This is a genomic window from Flavobacterium anhuiense (assembly GCF_900101855.1).
Lineage (GTDB): Bacteria > Bacteroidota > Bacteroidia > Flavobacteriales > Flavobacteriaceae > Flavobacterium > Flavobacterium anhuiense.
The window spans coordinates 51,268-73,804 of the sequence record NZ_FMVC01000001.1 but is presented as its reverse complement, the minus strand read 5'-3'; the positions used below and the strand labels follow the sequence as shown (position 1 = coordinate 73,804).

Below are 22,537 nucleotides of genomic sequence, written 5' to 3'. Positions count from 1 at the left end.
TCAGTTTTCAGTTTAAACTTCACTTTCTTTTTGTCTGTGCTGAAACATGCTCATGTATAGAAAAGTACTCATTTTACGGGCGCGTCTTTTTAGTGTTTCAGCGTTTTCTCCTTCAAAATGCTCGTCAATGGTTTGGAACCAATGATTTAACCAGATTCCGAATTCATTTGGTGTAATTTTTTCATCAAAATGAGCATCAACTTCATTATGAACAGCATGCGGATTTCCTTTGTATTTGCGAACGCCAAATAGATTAGTTTCCCAAAAATCAGTCAGTTTTTCGAGATGCGCATCCCAATCAGAAATCATTTCATTAAAATAAAAGCCGATTTCTCGATCGGCTCTTATTTTAGCATAAAACTGATGAACCAAAAAGGAAACATCGGCTCTATTTTCTATTTGTTTTTTCATAGAATAAAACTATTCAAAAGTATAAAGAACAAACTTAAAGATGCACTTAGCATTATAAGATTGAAAACTACTTTGTGTTTCATTTGTGCTAAGATAGATGTATTTGCGAAAACGCAAGCTAAAACAATGATTCCTAGCTGAATCATTTGCGGAATAGAAGTTCCGTTGGCTAAAACATACATAGCCGCAGCGCCTCCTAAACAGCTTTGTCCGATTACTGCCATTGCAGCAGAGCCCATATAATTTCTATTGAAAATGTCGAATGTTGTTTGATATAGTGTCATGATATTCAGTTTTTTATATCAACAAAATTACGGCTACAATAGTACTCCATTTTATGATTAAAATCATAAAACGAGATTTTTTTTATCTGTATACTTTTCGGTTAATAATCTTCAACTCACCTTTTTTTTCCAATGTTTTTATCGTTCTAATAACCGTTTCTACACGTAAACCAGTTAAATCGCCGATTTGTTGTCTGGTAAAATTTATGAGATAGCCATTTTTATCTTTTTGAAAATTGAAATAAGCGATTCCGTGATCAATCAGTTTTAATACGCGATGTTCGGGTTCGTGTGTAGAAATTTCTGCTGCCATAACCGATTTATAATACAATCTTTGCGCTAGATTTTCGATTATTTTGATGCTCACTTTTGGGTTATCTTCTAAAAGCTTTATGAAGTTTTCTTTTGGAAGAATAAAAATTTCGGTATTTTCTACAGCAATTGCATTTGCTGGATATTTTTGATTTAAAAATAATGGTGGCTCGCCAAAAGATTGCCCGTTATAAAAAATGCCTTGTATAAATTCACGTCCATCATCATTATAATTGCTCATTTTTACCTCGCCAGAAATAATTTGGTAATAATGCAAGGGCAGATTTCCTTCTTCGAAAATAATATCATTTTTATCAAATGATTTTTTTATAACTCCATACTTTTCTAGTAATTCAACTGTAATCATAATGTGTTATTTATATTGTCAATAGACGTTGAACAAATATAATTCATTCAAAATAGTTCTTCTGCATTAAAAATCTTTTACTTTTACACCCCGTATGCAAGAACAAATTCTCACTATTAGACAACAGATTTTAGAAGCTAAAAGCAATGGACAAAAATTACTGGCAGTGCTTTTGGATCCTGATAAAATTGTATTGGAAAATATCAATCATTTAATTGAGAAAATTAACCAATCGCCTGCAACTCATATTTTTGTTGGAGGTAGCGTTGTTCAGAATACTATTTTAGAAGAATTAATTACCGCATTAAAACAAAAAACAAATCTACCAGTTATTTTATTTCCTGGCGATCCTTCTCAGATTTCACCAAAAGCCGATGGTATTTTGTTTCTGTCTTTATTGTCTGGCCGAAATCCAGATTATTTGATTGAATATCAAGTTCAAGCCGCCCCAATTCTTAAAAAAACTAATCTTGAAGTTATTTCTACAGGATATATTTTAATAGAAAGCGGTAACGAAACTGCCGTTGCCCGTGTAAGTAAAACAAAACCTTTAAGTCGTGAAAATCTTGATTTGGTTTTGGCGACAGCTCAGGCGGGAGAAATGCTAGGAAATCAACTGATTTATTTAGAAGCGGGAAGCGGTGCAAAACAGTCTGTTCCGACAAAAATGATTGAGCTTGTTGCTCAAAACATTCAAATTCCTGTTATTGTTGGAGGAGGAATTGTAGATTTGCACGGAATTCAAAAAGCATATAAGGCTGGCGCGGATTTGGTTGTTATCGGAACTGCTTTTGAAAATAACAGTCGTTTTTTTGAGTTATAAATGTTAAATACCACATTTAAATGATAGATTTTTTTCTAAATAGTTACAAAAATGCACCTTTATGGCATATTGCTTTAGAGTTTTTGGTTTTTGTATGTGGAATTTTAAGTGTTTGGTTTGCAAAAAAAGAAAATATCTGGGTGTATCCAACAGGATTAATAGCCACTGTAATATCGGTTTATCTTCTTTACGTTGCAGGTTATATCGGAGACATGATTATTAATGCTTATTTTTCAATAATGAGTATTTACGGTTGGTACGTTTGGGCAAAAGGCGGACCAGTTGATGATAATCTGCCAATTACCCGTACAAATTTTAATGAAAAAATAATTGGAATCTTACTGTTTATTGTGACTGTTTTTGTAGTTTTCGGGATTTATAGATATTTCGATTACGAAATACATCCCGACAATTATATTGATATGATTTCGTCTGGAATATTTTTCGCGGGAATGTGGTATATGGCCAGAAAAAAAATAGAAAACTGGACACTTTGGATTATTGGTGATATTATTGTTGTGCCTCTCTATGCTTATCGTGGTTTAGGGATGCTGTCACTTCAGTATATAATTTTTACAATTTTGGCTATTTCAGCTTATTTAGAATGGAGAAAGATCTTAGACAGCAAAAAACAACTATCATAAAAATTGCTTTGTTTGGTCCTGAAAGTACAGGAAAAACAACCTTAGCAAAACAGCTTGCAGACTATTACGAAACCGAATGGGTTCCTGAGTTTGCGCGCGACTATTTACAGCAAAAATGGGAGGAGAATAAGCATATTTGTGTAGCCGATGATATGATGCCAATTGCGTATGGTCAAACTGCATTGGAAAACGAGAAACTGGCAAATGCAAATAAATACCTGTTTTGTGATACCAATTTAATGGTGACCAAAGTATTTTCTGAAATGTATTATGGTTTTTGTGACCCGCTTTTAAATGAAGCGGCACTAAAACACGAATATGATTTGTTTTTCCTGACAGATATTGATGTTCCTTGGGAGAAAGACGATATTCGTGATACCCCAGAAGGAAGAGAGACGGTATTTTCTGTTTTTAAACAAACTTTAATCGATACAAAAAAGCCTTTTATAACCTTATCTGGCGACAAAGAAACACGTTTGGCAAAAGCAACAGCTATTATTGATGAGTTGACGATTGCTAAAGAAAAAGGATTTACATCATCAGATTTCGTTCAAATTTATGATAGGGGAATTCCTTTTGAAAAAATTCTAAAACAGCTGGAAATCCTTGACAATGGAATTGCAAAAAGTAATTTAGTTAGTCCGGCCACAACCGCTAATGGAATTTTAAGTTTGTCGGAAAATGAGTTCGAAGAAAAAGCAGTCTTTTTTGATGAACAGAAAGAAAACTTAAAAATTAAAAAGTTTGTTCCTGCTTCTGGAGCGGCAACGAGGATGTTTAAATTTTTGAATGCGTTTTTGAATGATTTTGATATTCAAAAAGAAACTATCAATGCTTATATCAATAGAAAAAAAGATAAGGAACTTGCTATTTTTATCATCGGGATGGATAAGTTTCCTTTCTTCAAAGCTATAGATCAAAAATTAAGAGAAATTTATCCTGATTTTGAAACGCTTGAACGAGATTACAAGAATTACTATTTTATAAAATTATTGTTATCTCCTGATTATTTCAACTTCGCTAATAAACCAAAAGCGGTATTGCCTTTTCACTGGTACGAAACACATATTGCGACTCCAATTGAAGAGCATTTAAATGAATGCATACATTATGCTAGTTCAAATAAGGTGTCTAATTTGCATTTTACTGTGTCAGAAATTCACCAAGATTTGTTTTACAAAGGTGTTGATGAGGTTATAGAAAAAATTGAAGAACCCGCTGGAGTTAAAATTAATATTGGGTATTCTTATCAAAATAAAAGTACAGACTCAATCACTATTGATGAGGAAAACAAATTAGTAAAAGATAAAAATGATAATTTAGTATTTAGACCAGGTGGACATGGTGCTTTGATTGAAAATCTAAATGATCTTGACGCTGATGTGATCTTCATTAAAAATATAGATAATGTCATTCAGAATCATATTGATAAAATTACATTATACAAAAAAGCACTGGCAGGCGTTTTAATCGAAATACAGCAAAAAGTTTTTTCTTATTTAAAGGCAATTGACCAAAATGAAATTAAAGAAAATCATTTAGCAGATATTATTTTATTTTTAAAAGAAGAGCTAAATGTTGAGATGAATAATGACTTCGGTAAATTTACTTTTGAAAATAAAATAAGTAAAATTAAAGAACTTTTAGATAGACCAATACGTGTTTGCGGAATGGTGAAAAATGAAGGAGAACCGGGAGGAGGACCATTTTGGGTAATGAATGATAAAGGAGTGAATTCTCTTCAAATTGTTGAAACTTCTCAAGTAGATTTGACAAGTAAGAAGCAACAGGCAATTTTATCAGAAGCAACACATTTTAATCCTGTAGATTTGGTTTGTGGTATAAAAAACTACAGAAACGAAAAATTCGATTTATTGCAATTTGTAGATCAAAAAGCGGGTTTTATTGTAGAAAAGAGTGTTGATGGGAAAACAGTGAGAAGCTACGAATTACCAGGTTTATGGAACGGATCGATGGCCAATTGGTTAACCGTTTTTGTTGCGGTTCCTTTGATTACTTTTAATCCCGTAAAAACGGTAAATGATTTGTTGAAAGCAGCACATCAACCACAATAATATGGATTCAGACAAAATCATATCGGAATTAAACTTTAAAGCCGTTCGAAGCAGTGGTTCTGGCGGGCAAAATGTGAATAAAGTTTCGTCTAAAGTTGTTCTGAATTTTGATCTGAATGCTTCTCAAGCTTTGTCTGAAGACGAAAAACTATTATTGCAAGAAAATATTTCAGCAAGATTGACTTCTGAAAATATTCTGATTTTAAACTGCGACGAAGACCGAAGCCAGCTTAAAAATAAAGAAATTGTAACCAAACGATTTCTGGAAATTATCAAAAAAGGACTTTATGTTCCTAAAGTTAGGAAAACAAACAAAAGTCCCGAAAGCGGTAATAAAGAAAAGAATCAAAGACAAAAAGAATCTTTCTGATTTAAAGCAATCAAGAAGAAAACCAAATATAGATTAAATCTTAATTTTAAAATTCCAAATTCCAAAAAAGACCTTTCAAGGTAGCTTTTGGAATTTGGAATTTGATTTTTGTAATTTTTAACATTACATTTGTACTGTCTCAAAGGGGTGCTCTAAATAACGAGCTGAGATCATACCCAAAGAACCTGAGCGAGTAATGTTGCTAAGGGAAAAACGACACTATCGAGCGTGCACACTTTATTTTGTCGGGAAACACATTTATTAATTTAACAAAGAATAATTCCCCCTTTTATTCGTAATTCTTTACGAATGAAAACTATTTTTCAAGGTGCTTCTAAAGGCACAAAGTTGCAAAGGTTTAAAGGTTCCGAGTTGAACTGCAAATCTATTTTCTTTCTTCTATTTTCTTTCTTCTATTCTCTTTTCTCTTTTGCACAACAGCAAGATTCTACAAAAGTGAATCAGCTTGATGATGTTTTAGTTTCTGCGGTTCGTGTTACTTCAAAAACTCCAGTTAGTTTTAGTAATATGGACAAAAAGGAAATTAAATATAGAAATTTAGGTCAGGACATTCCAGTTCTGATGAACTATCTCCCTTCAGTTGTAACTACTTCAGACGCTGGTAATGGTGTTGGTTATACAGGGATCAGAGTGCGTGGAAGCGACGCTACACGTGTAAACGTAACCATAAACGGAATTCCGTACAATGATGCAGAAAGTCAGGGAACTTTTTGGGTAAATATGCCCGATTTTGCTTCTTCTGTAGAAAGTCTGCAATTGCAGCGTGGTGTGGGAACATCAACAAACGGTGCGGGAGCATTTGGTGCTAGTTTAAATTTATTAACAGACAGTTATGCCAATAAAGCTACTGGCGAAATCTCAAGTTCTGCTGGATCTTTTAATACATTTAAAAATACAGTAAAGTTTAGTACTGGTTTATTGAATGATCATTTTGAAATCGCGGGACGTTTGTCTACCATAAAATCTCATGGATTTATTGATCGAGCAAGTTCAGATTTAAAATCATATTTCTTGCAAGGGACTTACGTTGGGAAAACAACTTTAATCAAAGCATTGGTATTTGGAGGAACTGAAAAAACGTATCAGTCTTGGAACGGAATTGATGGCGAGACTTTAAACACGAATCGTACTTTTAATTCTGCAGGAATGTATACAGACGACTCAGGAAATGTTCATTTTTATGATAACGAAACGGATAATTACAACCAAGATCATTATCAATTACACTGGAGTGAATCAATTTCTGATAAATGGAGTACAAACCTAGCATTTCATTATACGAAAGGAAAAGGATATTACGAAAATTATAAAGAAGATGAACCTGTTGAAGGATATGGACCAATTCAACCAACAAAAACGGTTGATGATGGCAACGGAAATTTAATTCCAGTAACCGATTTAATTCGTCAAAAATGGTTAGATAATGATTTCTACGGAACGACATTTTCTGCTAAATATGTAACAGAAAAACTAAATGTTATTTTAGGTGGAGGCTGGAATAAATATGAAGGAGATCATTTCGGAAAAGTAATCTGGGCACAATACTCTGATCAATCAACATTGGGAGATCATTACTACGATGATTATTCTTCAAAAACAGACGGGAATATTTTTGCTAAAGCAAATTATCAATTCACAGAAAAGTTAAGTTTCTACGGAGATTTACAATACAGAAGAGTTCGTTATAAAGCCAATAGCGCTGAAACTGGTTTGGTAGATGATACTTTCAATTTCTTCAATCCAAAAGCTGGTTTGAATTATGCTTTCAACGAAAAAAACACTTTATATTTCTCTTACGCGAGAGCAAATCGTGAACCAAACAGAACCGATTACGAAGGAGGAAATGTAAAACCAGAAAAGCTGAATGATTTTGAATTAGGATGGAGATTTAATTCGGAGAAATTTCAATTGAATTCTAATGTGTATTACATGGGATACAAAGACCAGTTGATTTTAACTGGAAGATTAGACGATGTTGGAAATCCGATTCGTGCGAATACTGAAAAAAGTTACCGCTTAGGGTTTGAATTTGATGCTACAATTGCAATTTCTGATAAATTTACTTTAAGACCTAACTTTACTTTAAGCAGCAACAAAAATGTTGATTTAGCTGTTGATGGTGAATATTATGGAACAACAAAAATTGCCTATTCTCCAGAAGTAATTGCAGGAAACGTAATCGTGTATAAGCCTATAGAAAGATTATATCTATCATTGTTACAAAAATATGTTGGTGAGCAATACATGAACAATATTGAACTTCCAGCAGCAAAATTAGCAGATTACTTTGTAAACGATTTTAATGCGTCTTACGAAATTAAACCAAAGACCATTTTTCAATCTATAACAATCACAGCTTTGGTGAATAATATTTTTGATAAAAAATATGTTTCAAATGGATACATGTGGGATGTGTATCCGTACTATTATCCGCAAGCGGGAACAAATTTCTTAGTTGGTTTGAATTTGAAATTCTAATCAAGGAAGACACAAAAAAAGCCTGAAAACTATTTTCAGGCTTTTCTGTTTTTAATTATATACATGAACAACTGTTCCAGAAGATTCGACGCGATATTGTTTCATTGGATATTCTTTTCCGCCAAGTCCTGTAAATAAGTTGTATTGAGTCTTATCGCAAGAGCAAACAGCATAAATTCCATCGATTGTCATTGCTGTACAAGAAGTTAAAGCCTGATTTGGGCATGCAGCATCAAAAGCCGTATAAGTTCCTTCACCGGTTTTCATGACAATTATTCCTTTTGCACCATAATTGGCAACATAAACAGGGTTGCTCGGATAGAGTAGTTTGTTGTAAGTCGGAAGATTTGTGTCGAGAAAAGCATTTATCGAATAGTTTGGAATGTACGGATTATTATTACTTCGATTATTGTCACTGCAAGCAAATAAAACTGCGGTAAATGCGATAAAGAACCAGATTTTTTTCATTATTTGAATAAGAATTAGTTAAAACAAAAATAATTTATTTAGATTTGAAATCTATATATGATTAACATATAATTATGTACTATTAAAAATTATAGTATATTTGTGGTAAGAAAATCCCGTCGCGATGGGATTTTTTGTATTTATATAAACGATGAAGTTATGAGTAAAGTATCTTATTATACAGCAGAAGGATTAAAAAAATTAAAAGATGAATTGGAGCATTTAAAGAGTGTAATGCGTCCAAAGGCATCTCAAGATATTGCAGATGCAAGAGATAAAGGAGATTTGTCTGAAAATGCAGAATATGATGCAGCAAAGGAAGCGCAAGGTTTATTAGAAATGAGAATTGCTAAACTTGAAGAAGTATATGCAAATGCAAGATTAATAGACGAATCTCAATTAGACGTTTCTAAAGTTTTGGTTTTATCGAATGTAAAAATCAAAAATCAAAGTAACGGAATGGAAATGAAATATACGCTTGTTGCTGAAAGTGAAGCAGATCTAAAAACAGGAAAAATCTCTGTAACATCTCCTATTGGTAAAGGATTGCTAGGAAAATCTGTTGGAGAAGTAGCAGAAATTACAGTTCCAAACGGAGTTTTGAAATTTGAAATTCTTGAAATAACGAGAGACTAAGTCATTGCGAGGAACGAAGCAATCACACTATTAAGATTTTTAAAAGTTTAACTATTTAATCGGTTAAACGAATAAACAGTTAAACGATTAACCCAAAAAACCATGGCATCAATATTCACTAAAATAGTAAACGGAGAAATTCCTGCATATAAAATTGCTGAAGATGAAAACTATTTAGCATTTTTAGATGTAAATCCAAACGCAAAAGGACACACACTTTGTATTCCGAAACAAGAAATCGATAAGATTTTTGATATGGATGAAGAACTGTATTTAGGTTTAATGAAGTTTTCTAAAAAAGTCGCTGCGGCTTTAGAAAAAACAGTTCCATGCAAAAGAATCGGAATTGCCGTTGTTGGATTGGAAGTTCCTCATGCACACGTACATTTGATTCCGTTAAACCATATGGATGAAATGCGTTTTATTGATAAAGTTTCATTTTCAAAAGAAGAGTTTGAAGCTTTAGCAAAAGATATTCAATCAAATTTATAAAGACTTCGACTTCGCTCAGTCTAACAAAACAAATAATTAAAAGTGCAGTAAATTGATTACTGCACTTTTTTATTTAAAGCAATCTGAAAAGTAGTTCCTTTTCCAATTTCAGAGTGTAAAACTTTAATTTTTCCGTTGTGATAGTCTTCTACAATTCTTTTCGTTAAAGAAAGTCCAAGTCCCCAACCGCGTTTTTTTGTGGTAAAACCAGTTTCAAAAATGGTTTTAAATTGCTTTTTAGGGATTCCGGTTCCAGAATCTTTAATATTAATTTTTACCTGATTGGCGTCTTGTTCAATTTGAAGGTCTAAAGTTCCTTTCCCTTTCATGGCATCAATAGCGTTTTTAACCAAGTTTTCGATAGTCCAGCTATGCAAGGTCGGATTTATCATAACCAGAATTGGTTCTTTTGGAGCTTCAAATGAAAATGCAACCTGTTTAGAAAAACGAGATTGTAAATATTCATAAGCCATTTTAGTTTCCTCTACAATGTCATGAAGTTCCAAAACTGGCACCGAACCAATTTTAGAAAAACGATCAGTAATAGTTTGTAGACGTTCAATGTCTTTTTCTATTTCAGTGCTAATCGACGAATCAATATTTTCAGTTTTTAATATTTCTACCCAGCCAATTAATGAAGATAGAGGAGTTCCAATCTGATGTGCTGTCTCTTTTGCCATTCCTGCCCAAAGTTTGTTTTGGGTCGCCATTTTAGTGCTTTTGTAAAAATTATAAATTAAAGCGATGCATAAGAATATAATAAGTAGAAGAGCAATCGGATAATATTTCAGTTTGTTTAATAATGAAGAATTCCCATAATACAATGTCTGATATTTTCCTGGAGCATATTCAAAAGTGATAGGTTCATTTTCGTTTTTCAGCTTATTTAAAAAAGCAGTTCTTTTTTTCTTGTCGTTAAGAATTTCGTCTGGGACATTCACTGCGCTTACTACTTTATCATACAGCATTATTATACCCGGAATCGAAGTATTATTGTTGAAAATCTGAAGAGGAAGTTCGACATCGGTATTTTCATCAGCGTTCACTATTGTAATTTGCGCCTTCACAAAAAGGTTCATTTTCAAACGCTCTTCATTTTTAAATATTTGGAAGAAAGTATAGGTGTTCCAAAGAATTAAAGAAATGATTATAAAACATACCGAAATAATAATCCAGCGGGTTGTATTTGTTCTTTCAGAAAAAGACATATCAGTTTTTTTGAGGTATAAATATAACGAAATATACACATTTTATATTTTGCCGATACGGAAAGTTTTTTCGCTTTTATCTGTAAAACTATTTCTTCGAATTAAACCATTTCAATACTTTTGTAGCTACTAAAATGAGATTCTGCCTAAATTTTAAAGTATGATCAGTATTAACCCAAAAGAGATTCCAACGGCCAAATTGCAAGGCTATCTGCAGAGTTCAATCGGACCGAGACCTATTGCTTTTGCAAGCACAATTAGCGAAAAAGGTATTCCGAATTTATCTCCATTTAGTTTCTTTAATGTGTTTAGTGCTAATCCGCCTATTTTGGTTTTTTCGCCTTCAAGACGTGTTCGCGATAATACAATTAAACACACTTTGATTAATGCCGAAGCAACTCGCGAAGCGGTAATAAATGTTGTTAATTATGATATAGTACAGCAAACTTCATTGGCAAGTACAGAATATGCAGATGGTGTAAACGAATTTATCAAAGCGGGATTAACTCAAATTCCTTCAGATTTGGTAAAACCATATCGCGTAAAAGAGTCACCTGTTCAATTTGAATGCAAGATTACGCAGATTATTCCGTTAGGAATAGAAGGAGGAGCAGGAAATTTGATTTTATGCGAAGTGGTGAAAATTCATATTGACGAATCTATTTTGGATGAAAATGGAGCGATTGATCAGCATAAAATTGATTTGGTTTCGAGGTTGGGAAATAACTGGTATTCAAGATCAAACCAAGGACTTTTTGAAGTAGCAAAACCCTTGACAACATTAGGGGTTGGAGTAGATGCGATACCAAATTTTGTAAAAGAAAGCCCTGTTTTTGACGGGAATGATTTAGGTAAATTAGGCAACATTGAATCCTTGCCTACAAAAGAAGAAGTTAGTATATTTGTGAAAGAAAATTTCGCAGTTAAAGGAGTTTTAAGCTCAGACGACCAGAAAAAAGTACATTTAGAAGCCAAAAAATACTTGGATAATGGCGATGTAGAATCGGCTTGGAAAGTGCTTTTAGCTAAAAAATAAAAGAAATAGAAACAATAATTAATATAGACGAAGATGGAAGTTACAGGAAAAGTAAAAGTGGTTAACCCAGAGCAGCAAGTTAGTGCCTCATTCAAAAAAAGAGAGTTAGTTGTTACTACTGAGGAGCAATATCCACAGCATATTTTAATCGAATTTACACAAGATAAATGCGATTTATTGAGTAGCTATAAACAAGGAGATGCGGTAAAAGTTTCTATCAATTTAAGAGGAAGAGAATGGGTTAATCCGCAAGGAGAAACTAGATATTTCAATAGTATTCAAGGTTGGAGAATCGAAAGAATGGGTGCTGATGCTCCTACACAAGCACCACCAATGCCAACAGCAGAAACTTTTGCTCCAGCAACAAACTTAAACGAAGACGAACCAGACGATTTGCCATTCTAAAAGTTTAAAATTCAATTTACTAAATTCCAAATTCCAATTCATTCTCGTGAATTTGGAATTTGGAATTTTATTTTTGATTTCTTTTGTTTAAGAAACCAAAACTTGCATATAGTTTGGAATTTGGAATTTCAGTATTGGAATTTAAAAATTGATTATTTTTAAAAATGTACTATTTATTCAACGATTTATATTTTCCACCAGTTACAGAAGCTGATGAAGAGGGAATTTTAGCGATAGGAGGAGATCTAAGTCCAGAGCGTTTACTATTGGCTTACAAAAGCGGTATTTTTCCGTGGTTTAATGAAGGAGAACCAATTCTTTGGTGGGCACCAGATCCGCGAATGGTGTTATTTTTTGACGAATTGGCGATATCCAAAAGCATGCGGAAGATTCTGAATAAGAAGATGTTTAAAGTCACTTATAATAAAAATTTCAAAGAAGTAATTTTAAACTGCCAGCAGATAAAACGAGAAGGACAGGATGGAACTTGGATTTCGGATGAAATGATTGAAGCCTATTGCAAATTGAATGAAGAAGGAGTGGCAAAATCTGTTGAGGTTTGGCAGGATGATGTTTTGGTTGGTGGTCTCTATGGAATTGATTTAGGAAAAGGAAATATTTTTTGCGGAGAAAGTATGTTTTCTAAAGTTTCAAATGCCTCGAAAACGGCTTTTATTGCTTTAGCTTTATATTTGAAGAAAGAAAATTACAAGTTATTGGATTGTCAGGTTTATAATCCGCATTTGGAAAGTTTAGGCTGCCGCGAAATTGATCGTGATGAGTTTATGTCCATTTTAAAAAGCAAATAGAAAATGAGTGCAGTTTACATAGTAAAAGAAATTTATATTTATCCGATAAAAAGTTTGGCAGGAATCAGTTTGGAGTCTGCAAAAGCTGAAGAAATGGGATTTGAAAACGATCGCCGTTGGATGCTGATTGATGCAGAAAATCAAATGCTGACACAGAGAGAACATCGAATCATGAGTCAGTTTTATCCACAGATTTCAGATGGGAAAATCAGTATTACTTTTCAAGATCAAAAACATGAATTTTCTATTAACGAACATTTAGAAAAAGCTATAGAAGTAAATGTTTGGGATGATAAAAGCGAAGTGGTTGAAGTGAATCTTGAAACTTCAAAATGGTTTAGCCAGCATTTAGGTTTTGAATGCAAATTGGTTAAAATAATAAAAAATGGAGATCGCAAACATGAAAGCTCTAGATTAAAAGAAACATTCAATGTAAGTCTAGCAGACGGTTATCCATATTTATTAATTGGATCTAAAAGTTTGGATTTTTTGAATGATAAATTAGACGAAAAAATTACCATAAAAAGATTTCGCCCAAACGTTGTAGTAAGTACTAGAAATCCTCATGAAGAAGATGATTTTAAGACTTTTGCGATAGGAGAAGTTCAATTTAAAAATATAAAACCCTGCGGAAGATGTGTTATGGTGAACAATGATCCTGAAAATGGACGTTTAAAAAAAGAACCTTTGAAAACTTTAAGCAAATACCGAAATGTAGATAATTCTGTTTTATTCGGAACTAATATTGTGAGTTTGAATTCAGGAATTATTTCTGTTGGTGATGAGGTTGTTTTTTAGAAATTCAACTTTGTAAAGTTCCAATTTAGAGTATTGAAAATTACCAATTCATTTTGTAAAGTGGGCAATTGAAGAATCAGTTTTAAGGTTTCGTGTGCCATCATGTTGCCTATAATTCCAGGTAATGTTCCTAAAACACCATTTAAATCGCAATTCGGAACATCTTTTGGATCGGGCATTTCGGGAAATAAATCACGGAGATTTTTACTTCCGTTATGATTGAAAACAGCAATCTGACCTTCAAATTTTAAAATGCTTCCGTAAACCAATGGCTTTTTTAGCTGAACGCAAGTATCATTTACTAAATAACGGGTCGAAAAATTATCAGAACCATCCACAACAATATCATACTGTTGAATGATTTCTGAAGCATTCTCAGCAGTTAATTTTTCATTGATTGCAACAGCTTCAATCAATGGATTTAGTTTTGAAACGACTTCTTTTGCTACGATAGATTTATGCTGTCCGATCTCATTTTCAGTATATAAAATCTGTCGGTGAAGATTGTGAATTTCAATCGTATCAAAATCCATTATTCCGATAAAACCAACTCCAGCGGTTGCAATATATTGTAAAATCGGGCAGCCTAAACCACCGGCGCCAATTACTAAAACTCTAGCTTTTTTTAATTTTCCTTGACCTTCGTCTCCAATTTCAGGAAGGATGGTTTGTTTGTTGTAACGAAGGAATTCTTTTATGATGCTCATTTTTTTAATTGTGAATTGTGAATTGTGAATTGTAAAATGTTAAGTCTTCAAACTTGAAACTTGAAACATTTCAACTATAAGCTTTGTCCCAATCTTTCCAAACAGGTTCGTAGCCTGCATTTTTTATGATTTTTGAAATTTCTTCTGCTGAGCGTTCATCGCTGATTTCAAACTGCTCCAAAGATTGCGGATCAACAACATAACCGCCCGGATTTGTCTTAGAACCTGCGCTCATACTCGTAACACCAATCGGGATGATATTATTTCTGAATTTTTCATTTTCACGAGTTGAAATCGAAATTTCTAAATCTTCATTCCATAATCTGTATGCGCAGATTAATTGCGTCAAATCTTTATCATCCATAATAAAATTAGGTTCAATAATGCCTTCAGCCGGACGCAGACGAGGAAAAGAAACAGAATATTTCGTTTGCCAATATTTCTTCTGCAAATAATCTAAATGTAAAGCATTGAAAAAACTGTCTGTTCGCCAGTCTTCCAAACCTAATAAAACACCCAAACCAATTTTATGAATTCCAGCAGTTCCAATGCGGTCAGGAGTTTCCAATCGATAATCAAAATTTGATTTCTTGCCTTTTGTATGATACTTTTTGTAAACCTCCTGATGATACGTTTCCTGATAAACCAAAACCGAATAAACCCCAGCGTCATGCAGACGTTGATAATCTTCCGTAGAAAGCGGTTGCACTTCGACAGAAATAATCGAAAAATCTTCTTTGATTAAGTTAATAGCATTCAGAAAGTAATTGATATTTACGGTATAATTCGCTTCGCCGGTAACCAATAAAACATGATCAAAACCTGCTTTTTTTAAGGCTTCAACTTCAAGTTTTATTTCAGCATCAGAAAGGGTTTTTCTTTTGATTTTATTGTCTAAACTGAATCCGCAATAGGTGCAAATGTTTTGGCATTCGTTACTTAAATAAAGTGGCGTATACATTTGAATGGTTTTTCCGAAACGTTTCTGGGTAATTTCGTGGCATTTTTGAGCCATTTGTTCTAAATAATTTTGTGCAACAGGCGAAATAAGAATCAAAAAATCATCAAGATTGTATTTGGTTTTAGCTAAAGTTCGTTTGACATCTTTTGATGTGGTTTTGTATATTCTGGATTGGATTTCATCCCAGTTATATTGCTCGAAAATAGATTTGAATGTGTTCATTTTTTATTTGTTTCCCGCAGATTTTGCAGATCATGCAGATTAAATTTTATTGGCAACACGATGAATATTTTCTAAGATATTAGAACAGTTGAAATTGACTAATAATCCAAGTTTTTTATTAGTCAATTTTAAATAAGTATTTAATTGTTTAAAATGAATAGGTTTTATTTCTTCTACTGATTTTAATTCTATAATTACTTTATCTTCTACCAAAATGTCTAATCTGAAATTTATGTTTAGGTAAACATTATCATATTTAACTGGTAAATCAATTTGTTTAACTACGTGTAAGCCATCTTTTTCTAATTGATAATATAGTGCGCTCTCATATACCGATTCTAATAATCCAGGTCCAAGAATGTTATAAACTTTAAAAATTGCTCCTCTAATTTTATATGAAATCTCATTTTCTGACATAATTTTTTTATTCAAAATTAAGGAAATTTCTGTCTTTCTAAGATGTGCAAAAAAACGTAATAAAATAGATTGAGCAGTTTCAGCATAAAAAATATCTGCTAAATCTGCAGAATCTGCGAGAGAAAAATCAATTTACTCATAAAGAAAAGAAGTCAAAGGACTAGAAGCCGAAGCGTAATTTTGCTGATGGGCAACTTTGGCTTCAAAAGCCTTTCTTCCCGCAATAACCGCTTCCTTAAAAGCTTCGGCCATTAACTTTGGATTTCCAGCAACGGCAATAGCTGTATTCACCAATACAGCATCAGCGCCAATTTCCATTGCTTTGGCAGCATCAGAAGGAGCTCCAATTCCAGCATCGACAATAACGGGAACCGTACTTTGTTCGATTATGATTTCAAGGAAATCAATCGTTTTTAAGCCTTTATTGCTTCCAATTGGCGATCCTAAAGGCATTACGGCAGAAGTTCCAGCACTTTCTAAATGTTTGCACAAAATAGGGTCAGCGTGAATATACGGAAGCACAATAAAACCCAATTTCGCCAATTCTTCTGTGGCTTTTAAAGTCTCAATCGGATCAGGCATTAAATATTTCGGATCGGGATGAATTTCTAGTTTTACCCAGTTTGTTTCTAGAGCTTCTCGAGCCAATTGCGCCGCAAAAACAGCTTCCTTGGCATTTCTTGCACCCGAAGTATTAGGCAGTAAATTAATGTTTGGATGTTTTAAATGCGATAAGATAGCATCAGTATCTGTTTCGAGATCAATGCGTTTTAGTGCAACGGTAACCAATTCGCTTTCTGAAGCTAAAATGGCGCTTTCCATTTCTTCATTTGAACCAAATTTTCCCGTGCCGAGAAACAAACGAGATTTGAAGCTTTTGTCTCCTATATTAAACAATGATGTTTGCATACAATTTTTCTTTTAGTTGTTGAATTAATTTTTCCTTTTCATCACTTTCAGTAATGATTCCAGAAACGGCAATTCCGAAAATTCCGGTTTCCATTAACGGACTTACATCACGGAATGTGATGCCACCAATGGCATAAACAGGAATGCTTATTTTATTCTTTTTCAGTTTTTGTAGAATGTCATAATAACCTGATAAGCCTAAAATTGGACTCAGTTTTTCTTTTGTGGCAGTAAAGCGAAAAGGACCTAATCCGATATAATTACATCCATTTTTGACGTGATTTTGAATGTCTTCAAAAGTATTAGCCGTTCCTCCGATTACTTTTGAAGGGCCCAGAAAAATTCTAGCTTCGTCGATTTTAGTATCAGTTAAACCTAGATGAATGCCGTCAGCGTCTATTTCTTTAGTGAGTTGCAAATTGTCGTTTACAATAAAATTGGCTGTATATTTTTCGCATAAAGGTTTTACCGCTTCCGCTAAAGTAAAAGCGTCCTTTTGTGTCTGGTTTTTAAAGCGCATTTGCACCCAATTGCACCCTGCGTCCAGCGCTTGATGAATATTGTACAATTGTTTTTCGATAGTTTCGCCCTGCGAGATATATTGAAGTTTGCTATACATAATGATATCCGATTAAAGTTGACGTTGAACTCAGGTAATTTTCGATATAGATTTTAGCATTTTTGCAGGCAGTTTCCATATTTTGATTTAGTGCTAAATTTGAAGCGATTGCAGAAGAAAGCACACAGCCAGAGCCATGTTTTTCCGAACAATTTTTTTCTGTTGGGAATAATTCAATAATCTTATTTTTTATAAACAATTGGTCTTTTCCAACTTCATTTAAATTATGTCCTCCTTTAAGCAGAATAGCAGTCGAAATTTCATTCTCAATCCAAAGATGGTCTTTTATAAAGCCAGGAATCAATTGTTCAATTTCTATATAATTGGGCGTAATCAAATCGATTTTGGATAGTACTTGATTTAAGTTTGAATGATCTTCAATAGTAAGAAAATCAAATGCTGTGGTTGATTTTAAAACTGGATCCCAAACAATTTTTGTGCTTGGTGAAACTAGTTTTATACAGGAAAGAATCCGATTTAAATAAGACAAAGAAGGTACAATTCCGATTTTTGCGGCGCTGATTTTATAGCTTTTAAATAAAATTTCAATAGATCGTATCACAAAATTGATATTGACCCATTCAATCTTGTGAAATTCATTTTCAGTCTGAATTGTGTTAGCTGTCGCAATGGCAAAACCAGTAACTTTATGCTGTTCAAATGTTTTGATATCAGCCAAAATCCCAGCACCGCCAGACGGATCTAAACCTGCGATTGTGAGTACGAAAGGGCGATTTTCTGACATAATTTAAATTGTTTTACAGGATTTTCATTGTTCCAAATACTTCCCAAAAGAGCGATATCGTCAAAACCATTTTCAAGTGTTTTTTGAATGTTTTCAGCATCAATTCCGCCCAAAGCTATCACTTTTGTTTCGCTGTTGGTTTTTGATTTTAAAGCTTCGAAGAGATCAATTTCTGGATAATAATTTTCTTTAGAAATACTTTTAAAAACAGGACTTAAGAATGCATATTCAAAATCATTTTCTAACGAGTTAAAATCTTGAATCGAATGTGTTGACGTTGATTTAGACCTACAAGGTTTTGAAAACCTTGCAGGATCATTAGAATTACTTTTTCTCTCTTTTTCAGCAAAATGAAATCGGTTAATGCCAAAATCTTCTGCTAAATGATGATGATTGTGCAAAACCATTTTATTTCGAAATTCTAGTTTTATCTGATGAATAAATTGAGCCATTTCCAACTCAGAAAAATCAGGTTTCCGAATATGAAGCAAAGACAATCCTTCTTCTAATAAAGAATTCAGTATTTCAATTTCATCTTCAACAAAAAAAGGATTAGAAATTACAATCATATCTTTTTTCTATATTGTTTCCTTTATTTTCTAAAACACTAAATATAAATCTCTTTACCTTGCTCAATAAATTCCTCTGATTTCTCCTGCATTCCTTTTTCTGCGGCAGCGACATCTCTAATTTCTTGTGATATTTTCATTGAACAGAATTTTGGTCCGCACATCGAGCAGAAATGCGCCACTTTTGCACCATCGGCAGGAAGTGTTTCATCATGAAATTCTCTTGCTGTATCTGGATCTAAAGCCAGATTAAACTGATCTTCCCAACGGAATTCAAAACGCGCTTTACTCAAAGCATTATCACGATATTGCGCTCCCGGATGACCTTTTGCCAAGTCGGCAGCATGAGCCGAAATTTTATACGTGATTACGCCGTCTTTTACGTCTTTTTTGTTTGGCAAGCCAAGATGTTCTTTTGGCGTTACATAGCACAACATCGCACAACCATACCAGCCAATCATTGCGGCGCCAATAGCAGAAGTAATGTGGTCGTAGCCTGGCGCAATATCTGTGGTTAATGGGCCTAAAGTATAAAAAGGCGCTTCATGGCAATGTTCTAATTGTTTGTCCATGTTTTCTTTAATCATATGCATCGGAACGTGTCCTGGACCTTCTATAAAAACTTGCACATCATGTTTCCATGCAATTTTTGTCAATTCGCCTAAAGTTTCCAATTCGGCAAATTGTGCAGCATCATTCGCATCTGCAATCGAACCTGGACGTAAACCATCTCCTAGAGAAAAAGCAACATCGTATTGTTTCATGATTTCGCAGATTTCTTCGAAATGTGTGTACAAGAAGTTTTCTTTATGATGAAACAAACACCATTTTGCCATAATGGATCCGCCTCGTGAAACGATTCCTGTAACACGGTTTGCAGTTAAATGAATGTAACGAAGCAAAACCCCAGCATGAATTGTAAAATAGGAAACACCTTGTTCTGCTTGTTCAATTAACGTATCGCGGAAAATTTCCCAAGTTAAATCTTCTGCAATTCCTTTTACTTTTTCTAAAGCTTGATAAATCGGAACGGTTCCAATTGGGACAGGAGAATTACGGATAATCCATTCTCTGGTTTCGTGAATGTTTTTTCCTGTAGATAAATCCATAATCGTATCAGCTCCCCAGCGGCAAGCCCAAACGGCTTTTTCAACTTCTTCTTCAATACTCGAAGTCACGGCACTGTTTCCAATATTAGCATTAATTTTCACTAAGAAATTACGTCCCACAATCATTGGTTCGCTTTCTGGATGGTTGATGTTATTTGGAATAATAGCTCGTCCAGCCGCAACTTCAGAGCGCACAAATTCAGGAGTGATTTTGTTTTTTGGAGTATTAGCGCCAAAGCTATTTCCATTATGCTGGCATTGCATCGCTTTGGTTTGTTCGTTTAAAAGTTCAATACGCTGATTTTCACGAATAGCAATATATTCCATTTCTGGTGTAATAATGCCTTGTTTGGCGTAGTATAATTGTGTTACGTTCGCACCTTTTTTAGCACGTTTTGGCTGATGCAGATACTCAAAACGAAGATGATTCAGGCTTTCATCTTTCAGTCGGCTTTGGCCATAATCTGAAGTGATTTCATCCAAAATCTCAACATCATTTCGATCTAAAATCCATTGTTCTCTTATACGAGGAAGCCCTTTTCTAACATCAATTTCAACGTTTGGATCTGTGTAAGGTCCAGAAGTATCATAAACCGTTACGGGAGGATTTTTTTCTACTCCGCCATTTGAAAGTTTGGTGTCGCTCAAGGCAATTTCGCGCATGGCTACTTTTATAGGATGGATTTCACCATCGATATAAACTTTTTTGGAATTCGGAAATGGGGTTCTGGATATTTGTTCTTCTGTAGTCATAGTATTTTTTGTTTCAAGTTTCATGTTTAATCTGATTGGGGTATTTCACGTTGTTAATCGTAGAGGCGCGCTGCAGTGCATCAAAACCCAGTATATAATTGGAATTTTTATTTTTTGATTTAGAATTTAAATTTTAACCACCCTGCGTAGCAGAAATAATCAGAATTTCGTCAGTTTCCTGTACGAGGAATTCGTTCCATTTGAGTTTTGGAACAACGGTATTGTTGACAGCAACGGCGATTCCGTTTTGTTTATTCGGAATTTCGAGATCGAGCAATGATTGAATGCTTAGCGATTCAGCATTGAATTTTTTGGTTTGTTGATTGATTTTTAGTTCCATTCCTTTTTCAGTTTAGTGTATAGATACACATTAGGAATGGCTGCAATAACGCATAGAAATGCGTTCAAGAAGTCATCTTACTTTTCCCTACGCTAGTATGAACTAGATCAGGTTCAGAGGGTAAAATCTCAGCCTGCGCGATGCAGACACCCCTAAAGTGTGAAGCAAATATATGTAATTTTTTTTAAGTTTTCAGTCTCGGTCTCAGTTTGCAGTCCTTAAAATATAGTTTCAAGTTTTGAAATACTCAAAATTAGCACTGAAAACTGTGGCTGCGACTGATAACTATTTATTTCTCGTCCAACAATCTTCTACATGATCATTGACCATTCCAGTCGCCTGCATGTGAGCGTAAATGACTGTTGAACCTACAAATTTAAAGCCTCGTTTTTTTAAATCTTTGCTTATAGCATCAGAAATTGGAGTAGTGGCTGGAACATCTTTTAGAGTTTTAGGTTTATTGTCAATTGGTTTTCCATTAGTAAATTTCCAAATGTACTCAGAGAAGGTCCCAAATTCTTCTTGAATTTTCATAAAAGCCTGAGCGTTTGAAACGGCAGAGTTTATTTTTAGTTTATTGCGAATAATTCCTGTATTCTGCATTAATTCTTCGATTTTATCTTCAGAATAAATGGCGATTTTTTTATAATCAAAATTGTCAAAAGCAGTTTTGAAGTTTTCTCTTTTATTTAAAATGGTAATCCAGCTTAAACCTGCTTGAAAGGTTTCCAGAATTAAAAATTCAAAAATAGTTGGGTCGTCATAAACAGGATTTCCCCATTCTTCGTCATGATATTTTTTATATAAATCGCTAGCAGAACACCAGCCACATCTTATTGGTTCCATCTTTTTATTCTAAATTATCTTCCAATCTGCCAGCTATATCCTTTTACACTAGGAATATAAGCTGAACGTCCAACTATAACTAAATTATTGTAAACTTTTTTGTTGTATTTAATGCCAATCGCATTTCCAGAAGTATACATTTTATTGGCTTTAAAGACTACTTTCATTTTGCCGTCTTCCAGTTCTGCATCAGAGACTCTTTCGACAAACCAAGTGGACTGCCATTTTACAGCCAATTCATTTTCTGCTGTTTTAGTTACACTTTTTACTAATTTGAGAGCTTCTTCCGGAATTTCAAAGTTCTCAGTTAACTGCTTTTGGGTCATGGTCTGGCCCATTTTACATTTATCTAATATTTTGCGAATATTGACAAAATTTAATAGCTTCTCGTTAACTTCCTTTTTTATAGGAGTTGGTGGAGTGGCTATGTTATTTGTGGTTTGCGAACTTAATGGTTTAAATTCTATTGGGTTTTTGATTGCAAAAGGATCTTTTTGGACAACAGTCTTTTTTGAGTCAAACTCTTTTGGCGCCGTAATGCTTTTTGAAGAAATTTTAGGATTTACTTTTACAGAAGCAGGTGTCAACTTATTGACAGATTGAATGACTTTTTTAGGCTGTTTTTTTTCGTCATTGCCACAGCTGAAAAAGAGATAGGTAACAGAGAATAAAATATAAAAGTAATTTTTTTTCATGACCTAAA

26 protein-coding genes, 1 pseudogene and 1 riboswitch are annotated in these 22,537 nt (G+C 33.7%); of the genes and pseudogenes, 11 read left to right on the top strand and 16 right to left on the bottom strand.

Annotated elements, in window-relative coordinates; translation table 11 throughout:
* Positions 1-12: 12 nt before the first annotated feature.
* From BLP44_RS00335 to BLP44_RS00325, 3 genes are all read right to left on the bottom strand, one after another.
* Positions 13-411, bottom strand: a complete 399-nt coding sequence (locus BLP44_RS00335) for a group III truncated hemoglobin (protein ID WP_008466728.1) — start codon at positions 409-411, stop codon at positions 13-15.
* Positions 408-695, bottom strand: coding sequence for a hypothetical protein (locus tag BLP44_RS00330; protein WP_008466731.1), 288 nt, complete (start codon positions 693-695; stop codon positions 408-410). Before BLP44_RS00330 ends, BLP44_RS00335 begins: the two co-directional genes overlap by 4 nt.
* A gap of 82 nt (positions 696-777) precedes the next feature.
* Positions 778-1,374: a Crp/Fnr family transcriptional regulator gene (locus BLP44_RS00325; RefSeq protein ID WP_091128042.1), complete on the bottom strand. Its 597-nt coding sequence runs from the start codon at positions 1,372-1,374 to the stop codon at positions 778-780.
* 94 nt (positions 1,375-1,468) lie between these two features.
* Between BLP44_RS00325 and BLP44_RS00320 the strand changes: the two genes are divergently transcribed.
* The 5 genes and pseudogenes from BLP44_RS00320 (at position 1,469) to BLP44_RS00300 (ending at position 7,785) form a co-directional block, all read left to right on the top strand.
* Positions 1,469-2,197: a phosphoglycerol geranylgeranyltransferase gene (locus BLP44_RS00320; protein ID WP_008466736.1), complete on the top strand. Its 729-nt coding sequence runs from the start codon at positions 1,469-1,471 to the stop codon at positions 2,195-2,197.
* A 20-nt stretch (positions 2,198-2,217) separates the two neighbouring features.
* Positions 2,218-2,841, top strand: a complete 624-nt coding sequence (gene pnuC, locus BLP44_RS00315) for a nicotinamide riboside transporter PnuC (protein WP_091128041.1) — start codon at positions 2,218-2,220, stop codon at positions 2,839-2,841.
* Complete coding sequence (locus tag BLP44_RS00310; protein WP_091128038.1) at positions 2,802-4,916, top strand: DUF4301 family protein; 2,115 nt, start codon at positions 2,802-2,804, stop codon at positions 4,914-4,916. Before pnuC ends, BLP44_RS00310 begins: the two co-directional genes overlap by 40 nt.
* A 1-nt stretch (position 4,917) precedes the next feature.
* Positions 4,918-5,323: pseudogene (gene arfB, locus BLP44_RS00305) on the top strand (alternative ribosome rescue aminoacyl-tRNA hydrolase ArfB).
* A 272-nt stretch (positions 5,324-5,595) separates the two neighbouring features.
* Positions 5,596-7,785, top strand: a complete 2,190-nt coding sequence (locus BLP44_RS00300) for a TonB-dependent receptor (RefSeq protein ID WP_008466741.1) — start codon at positions 5,596-5,598, stop codon at positions 7,783-7,785.
* Between the two features lie 51 nt (positions 7,786-7,836).
* Here the strand turns inward: BLP44_RS00300 and BLP44_RS00295 are convergent, their stop codons facing one another.
* A complete protein-coding gene (locus BLP44_RS00295; protein ID WP_091128034.1) occupies positions 7,837-8,253 on the bottom strand; it encodes a Rieske (2Fe-2S) protein in 417 nt (138 codons plus the stop codon).
* 159 nt (positions 8,254-8,412) lie between these two features.
* Between BLP44_RS00295 and greA the strand changes: the two genes are divergently transcribed.
* Together greA and BLP44_RS00285 are read left to right on the top strand one after the other, a co-directional pair.
* Positions 8,413-8,889, top strand: a complete 477-nt coding sequence (gene greA, locus BLP44_RS00290) for a transcription elongation factor GreA (protein ID WP_008466743.1) — start codon at positions 8,413-8,415, stop codon at positions 8,887-8,889.
* A 102-nt stretch (positions 8,890-8,991) separates the two neighbouring features.
* Positions 8,992-9,381 carry an HIT family protein gene (locus BLP44_RS00285; RefSeq protein WP_008466745.1) on the top strand — a complete coding sequence of 130 codons (390 nt, stop codon included), beginning with the start codon at positions 8,992-8,994 and terminating at the stop codon, positions 9,379-9,381.
* A gap of 56 nt (positions 9,382-9,437) precedes the next feature.
* Here the strand turns inward: BLP44_RS00285 and BLP44_RS00280 are convergent, their stop codons facing one another.
* Positions 9,438-10,589 (bottom strand): sensor histidine kinase, encoded by a 1,152-nt coding sequence (locus BLP44_RS00280; RefSeq protein ID WP_091128029.1) that lies wholly within the window; start codon positions 10,587-10,589, stop codon positions 9,438-9,440.
* Between the two features lie 160 nt (positions 10,590-10,749).
* Between BLP44_RS00280 and BLP44_RS00275 the strand changes: the two genes are divergently transcribed.
* From BLP44_RS00275 to BLP44_RS00260, 4 genes are all read left to right on the top strand, one after another.
* A complete protein-coding gene (locus BLP44_RS00275) occupies positions 10,750-11,625 on the top strand; it encodes a flavin reductase family protein (RefSeq protein WP_091128022.1) in 876 nt (291 codons plus the stop codon).
* 33 nt (positions 11,626-11,658) lie between these two features.
* The gene (locus BLP44_RS00270) at positions 11,659-12,030 is read left to right on the top strand and encodes a DUF3127 domain-containing protein (RefSeq protein WP_008466752.1); all 372 of its coding nucleotides are present in this window, start codon (positions 11,659-11,661) and stop codon (positions 12,028-12,030) included.
* 164 nt (positions 12,031-12,194) lie between these two features.
* The gene (gene aat / locus BLP44_RS00265; RefSeq protein WP_008466754.1) at positions 12,195-12,839 is read left to right on the top strand and encodes a leucyl/phenylalanyl-tRNA--protein transferase; all 645 of its coding nucleotides are present in this window, start codon (positions 12,195-12,197) and stop codon (positions 12,837-12,839) included.
* 3 nt (positions 12,840-12,842) lie between these two features.
* Entirely contained in the window at positions 12,843-13,637 is a 795-nt protein-coding gene (locus tag BLP44_RS00260) for an MOSC domain-containing protein (protein WP_091128017.1), read from the top strand.
* Here the strand turns inward: BLP44_RS00260 and BLP44_RS00255 are convergent.
* The 11 genes from BLP44_RS00255 to BLP44_RS00205 all read right to left on the bottom strand — a co-directional run bounded on the left by BLP44_RS00255 (position 13,634) and on the right by BLP44_RS00205 (position 22,529).
* Positions 13,634-14,344 carry a HesA/MoeB/ThiF family protein gene (locus BLP44_RS00255; protein WP_091128014.1) on the bottom strand — a complete coding sequence of 237 codons (711 nt, stop codon included), beginning with the start codon at positions 14,342-14,344 and terminating at the stop codon, positions 13,634-13,636. The genes BLP44_RS00260 and BLP44_RS00255 overlap by 4 nt on opposite strands.
* Positions 14,345-14,414: 70 nt before the next feature.
* Complete coding sequence (gene thiH, locus BLP44_RS00250; RefSeq protein ID WP_091128010.1) at positions 14,415-15,527, bottom strand: 2-iminoacetate synthase ThiH; 1,113 nt, start codon at positions 15,525-15,527, stop codon at positions 14,415-14,417.
* A gap of 39 nt (positions 15,528-15,566) precedes the next feature.
* Positions 15,567-15,944 carry a GxxExxY protein gene (locus BLP44_RS00245; protein WP_008466762.1) on the bottom strand — a complete coding sequence of 126 codons (378 nt, stop codon included), beginning with the start codon at positions 15,942-15,944 and terminating at the stop codon, positions 15,567-15,569.
* Between the two features lie 132 nt (positions 15,945-16,076).
* Entirely contained in the window at positions 16,077-16,853 is a 777-nt protein-coding gene (locus BLP44_RS00240; protein ID WP_091128006.1) for a thiazole synthase, read from the bottom strand.
* Entirely contained in the window at positions 16,834-17,472 is a 639-nt protein-coding gene (locus tag BLP44_RS00235) for a thiamine phosphate synthase (protein ID WP_091128002.1), read from the bottom strand. Before BLP44_RS00235 ends, BLP44_RS00240 begins: the two co-directional genes overlap by 20 nt.
* Complete coding sequence (locus BLP44_RS00230; RefSeq protein ID WP_091127999.1) at positions 17,465-18,217, bottom strand: hydroxymethylpyrimidine/phosphomethylpyrimidine kinase; 753 nt, start codon at positions 18,215-18,217, stop codon at positions 17,465-17,467. The genes BLP44_RS00235 and BLP44_RS00230 overlap by 8 nt, the downstream gene beginning before the upstream one ends.
* The gene (locus tag BLP44_RS00225) at positions 18,175-18,786 is read right to left on the bottom strand and encodes a thiamine phosphate synthase (protein WP_091127996.1); all 612 of its coding nucleotides are present in this window, start codon (positions 18,784-18,786) and stop codon (positions 18,175-18,177) included. The genes BLP44_RS00230 and BLP44_RS00225 overlap by 43 nt, the downstream gene beginning before the upstream one ends.
* 38 nt (positions 18,787-18,824) lie before the next feature.
* Positions 18,825-20,648: a phosphomethylpyrimidine synthase ThiC gene (gene thiC / locus BLP44_RS00220; protein ID WP_035691672.1), complete on the bottom strand. Its 1,824-nt coding sequence runs from the start codon at positions 20,646-20,648 to the stop codon at positions 18,825-18,827.
* Positions 20,649-20,781: 133 nt separating this feature from the next.
* Complete coding sequence (gene thiS, locus BLP44_RS00215) at positions 20,782-20,988, bottom strand: sulfur carrier protein ThiS (RefSeq protein ID WP_091127994.1); 207 nt, start codon at positions 20,986-20,988, stop codon at positions 20,782-20,784.
* A gap of 67 nt (positions 20,989-21,055) precedes the next feature.
* A riboswitch (TPP riboswitch) is annotated at positions 21,056-21,152 on the bottom strand.
* A 121-nt stretch (positions 21,153-21,273) separates the two neighbouring features.
* Positions 21,274-21,834 (bottom strand): DNA-3-methyladenine glycosylase I, encoded by a 561-nt coding sequence (locus BLP44_RS00210; RefSeq protein ID WP_091127992.1) that lies wholly within the window; start codon positions 21,832-21,834, stop codon positions 21,274-21,276.
* 14 nt (positions 21,835-21,848) lie between these two features.
* Positions 21,849-22,529: a hypothetical protein gene (locus tag BLP44_RS00205; protein WP_066032812.1), complete on the bottom strand. Its 681-nt coding sequence runs from the start codon at positions 22,527-22,529 to the stop codon at positions 21,849-21,851.
* Positions 22,530-22,537: the final 8 nt, after the last annotated feature.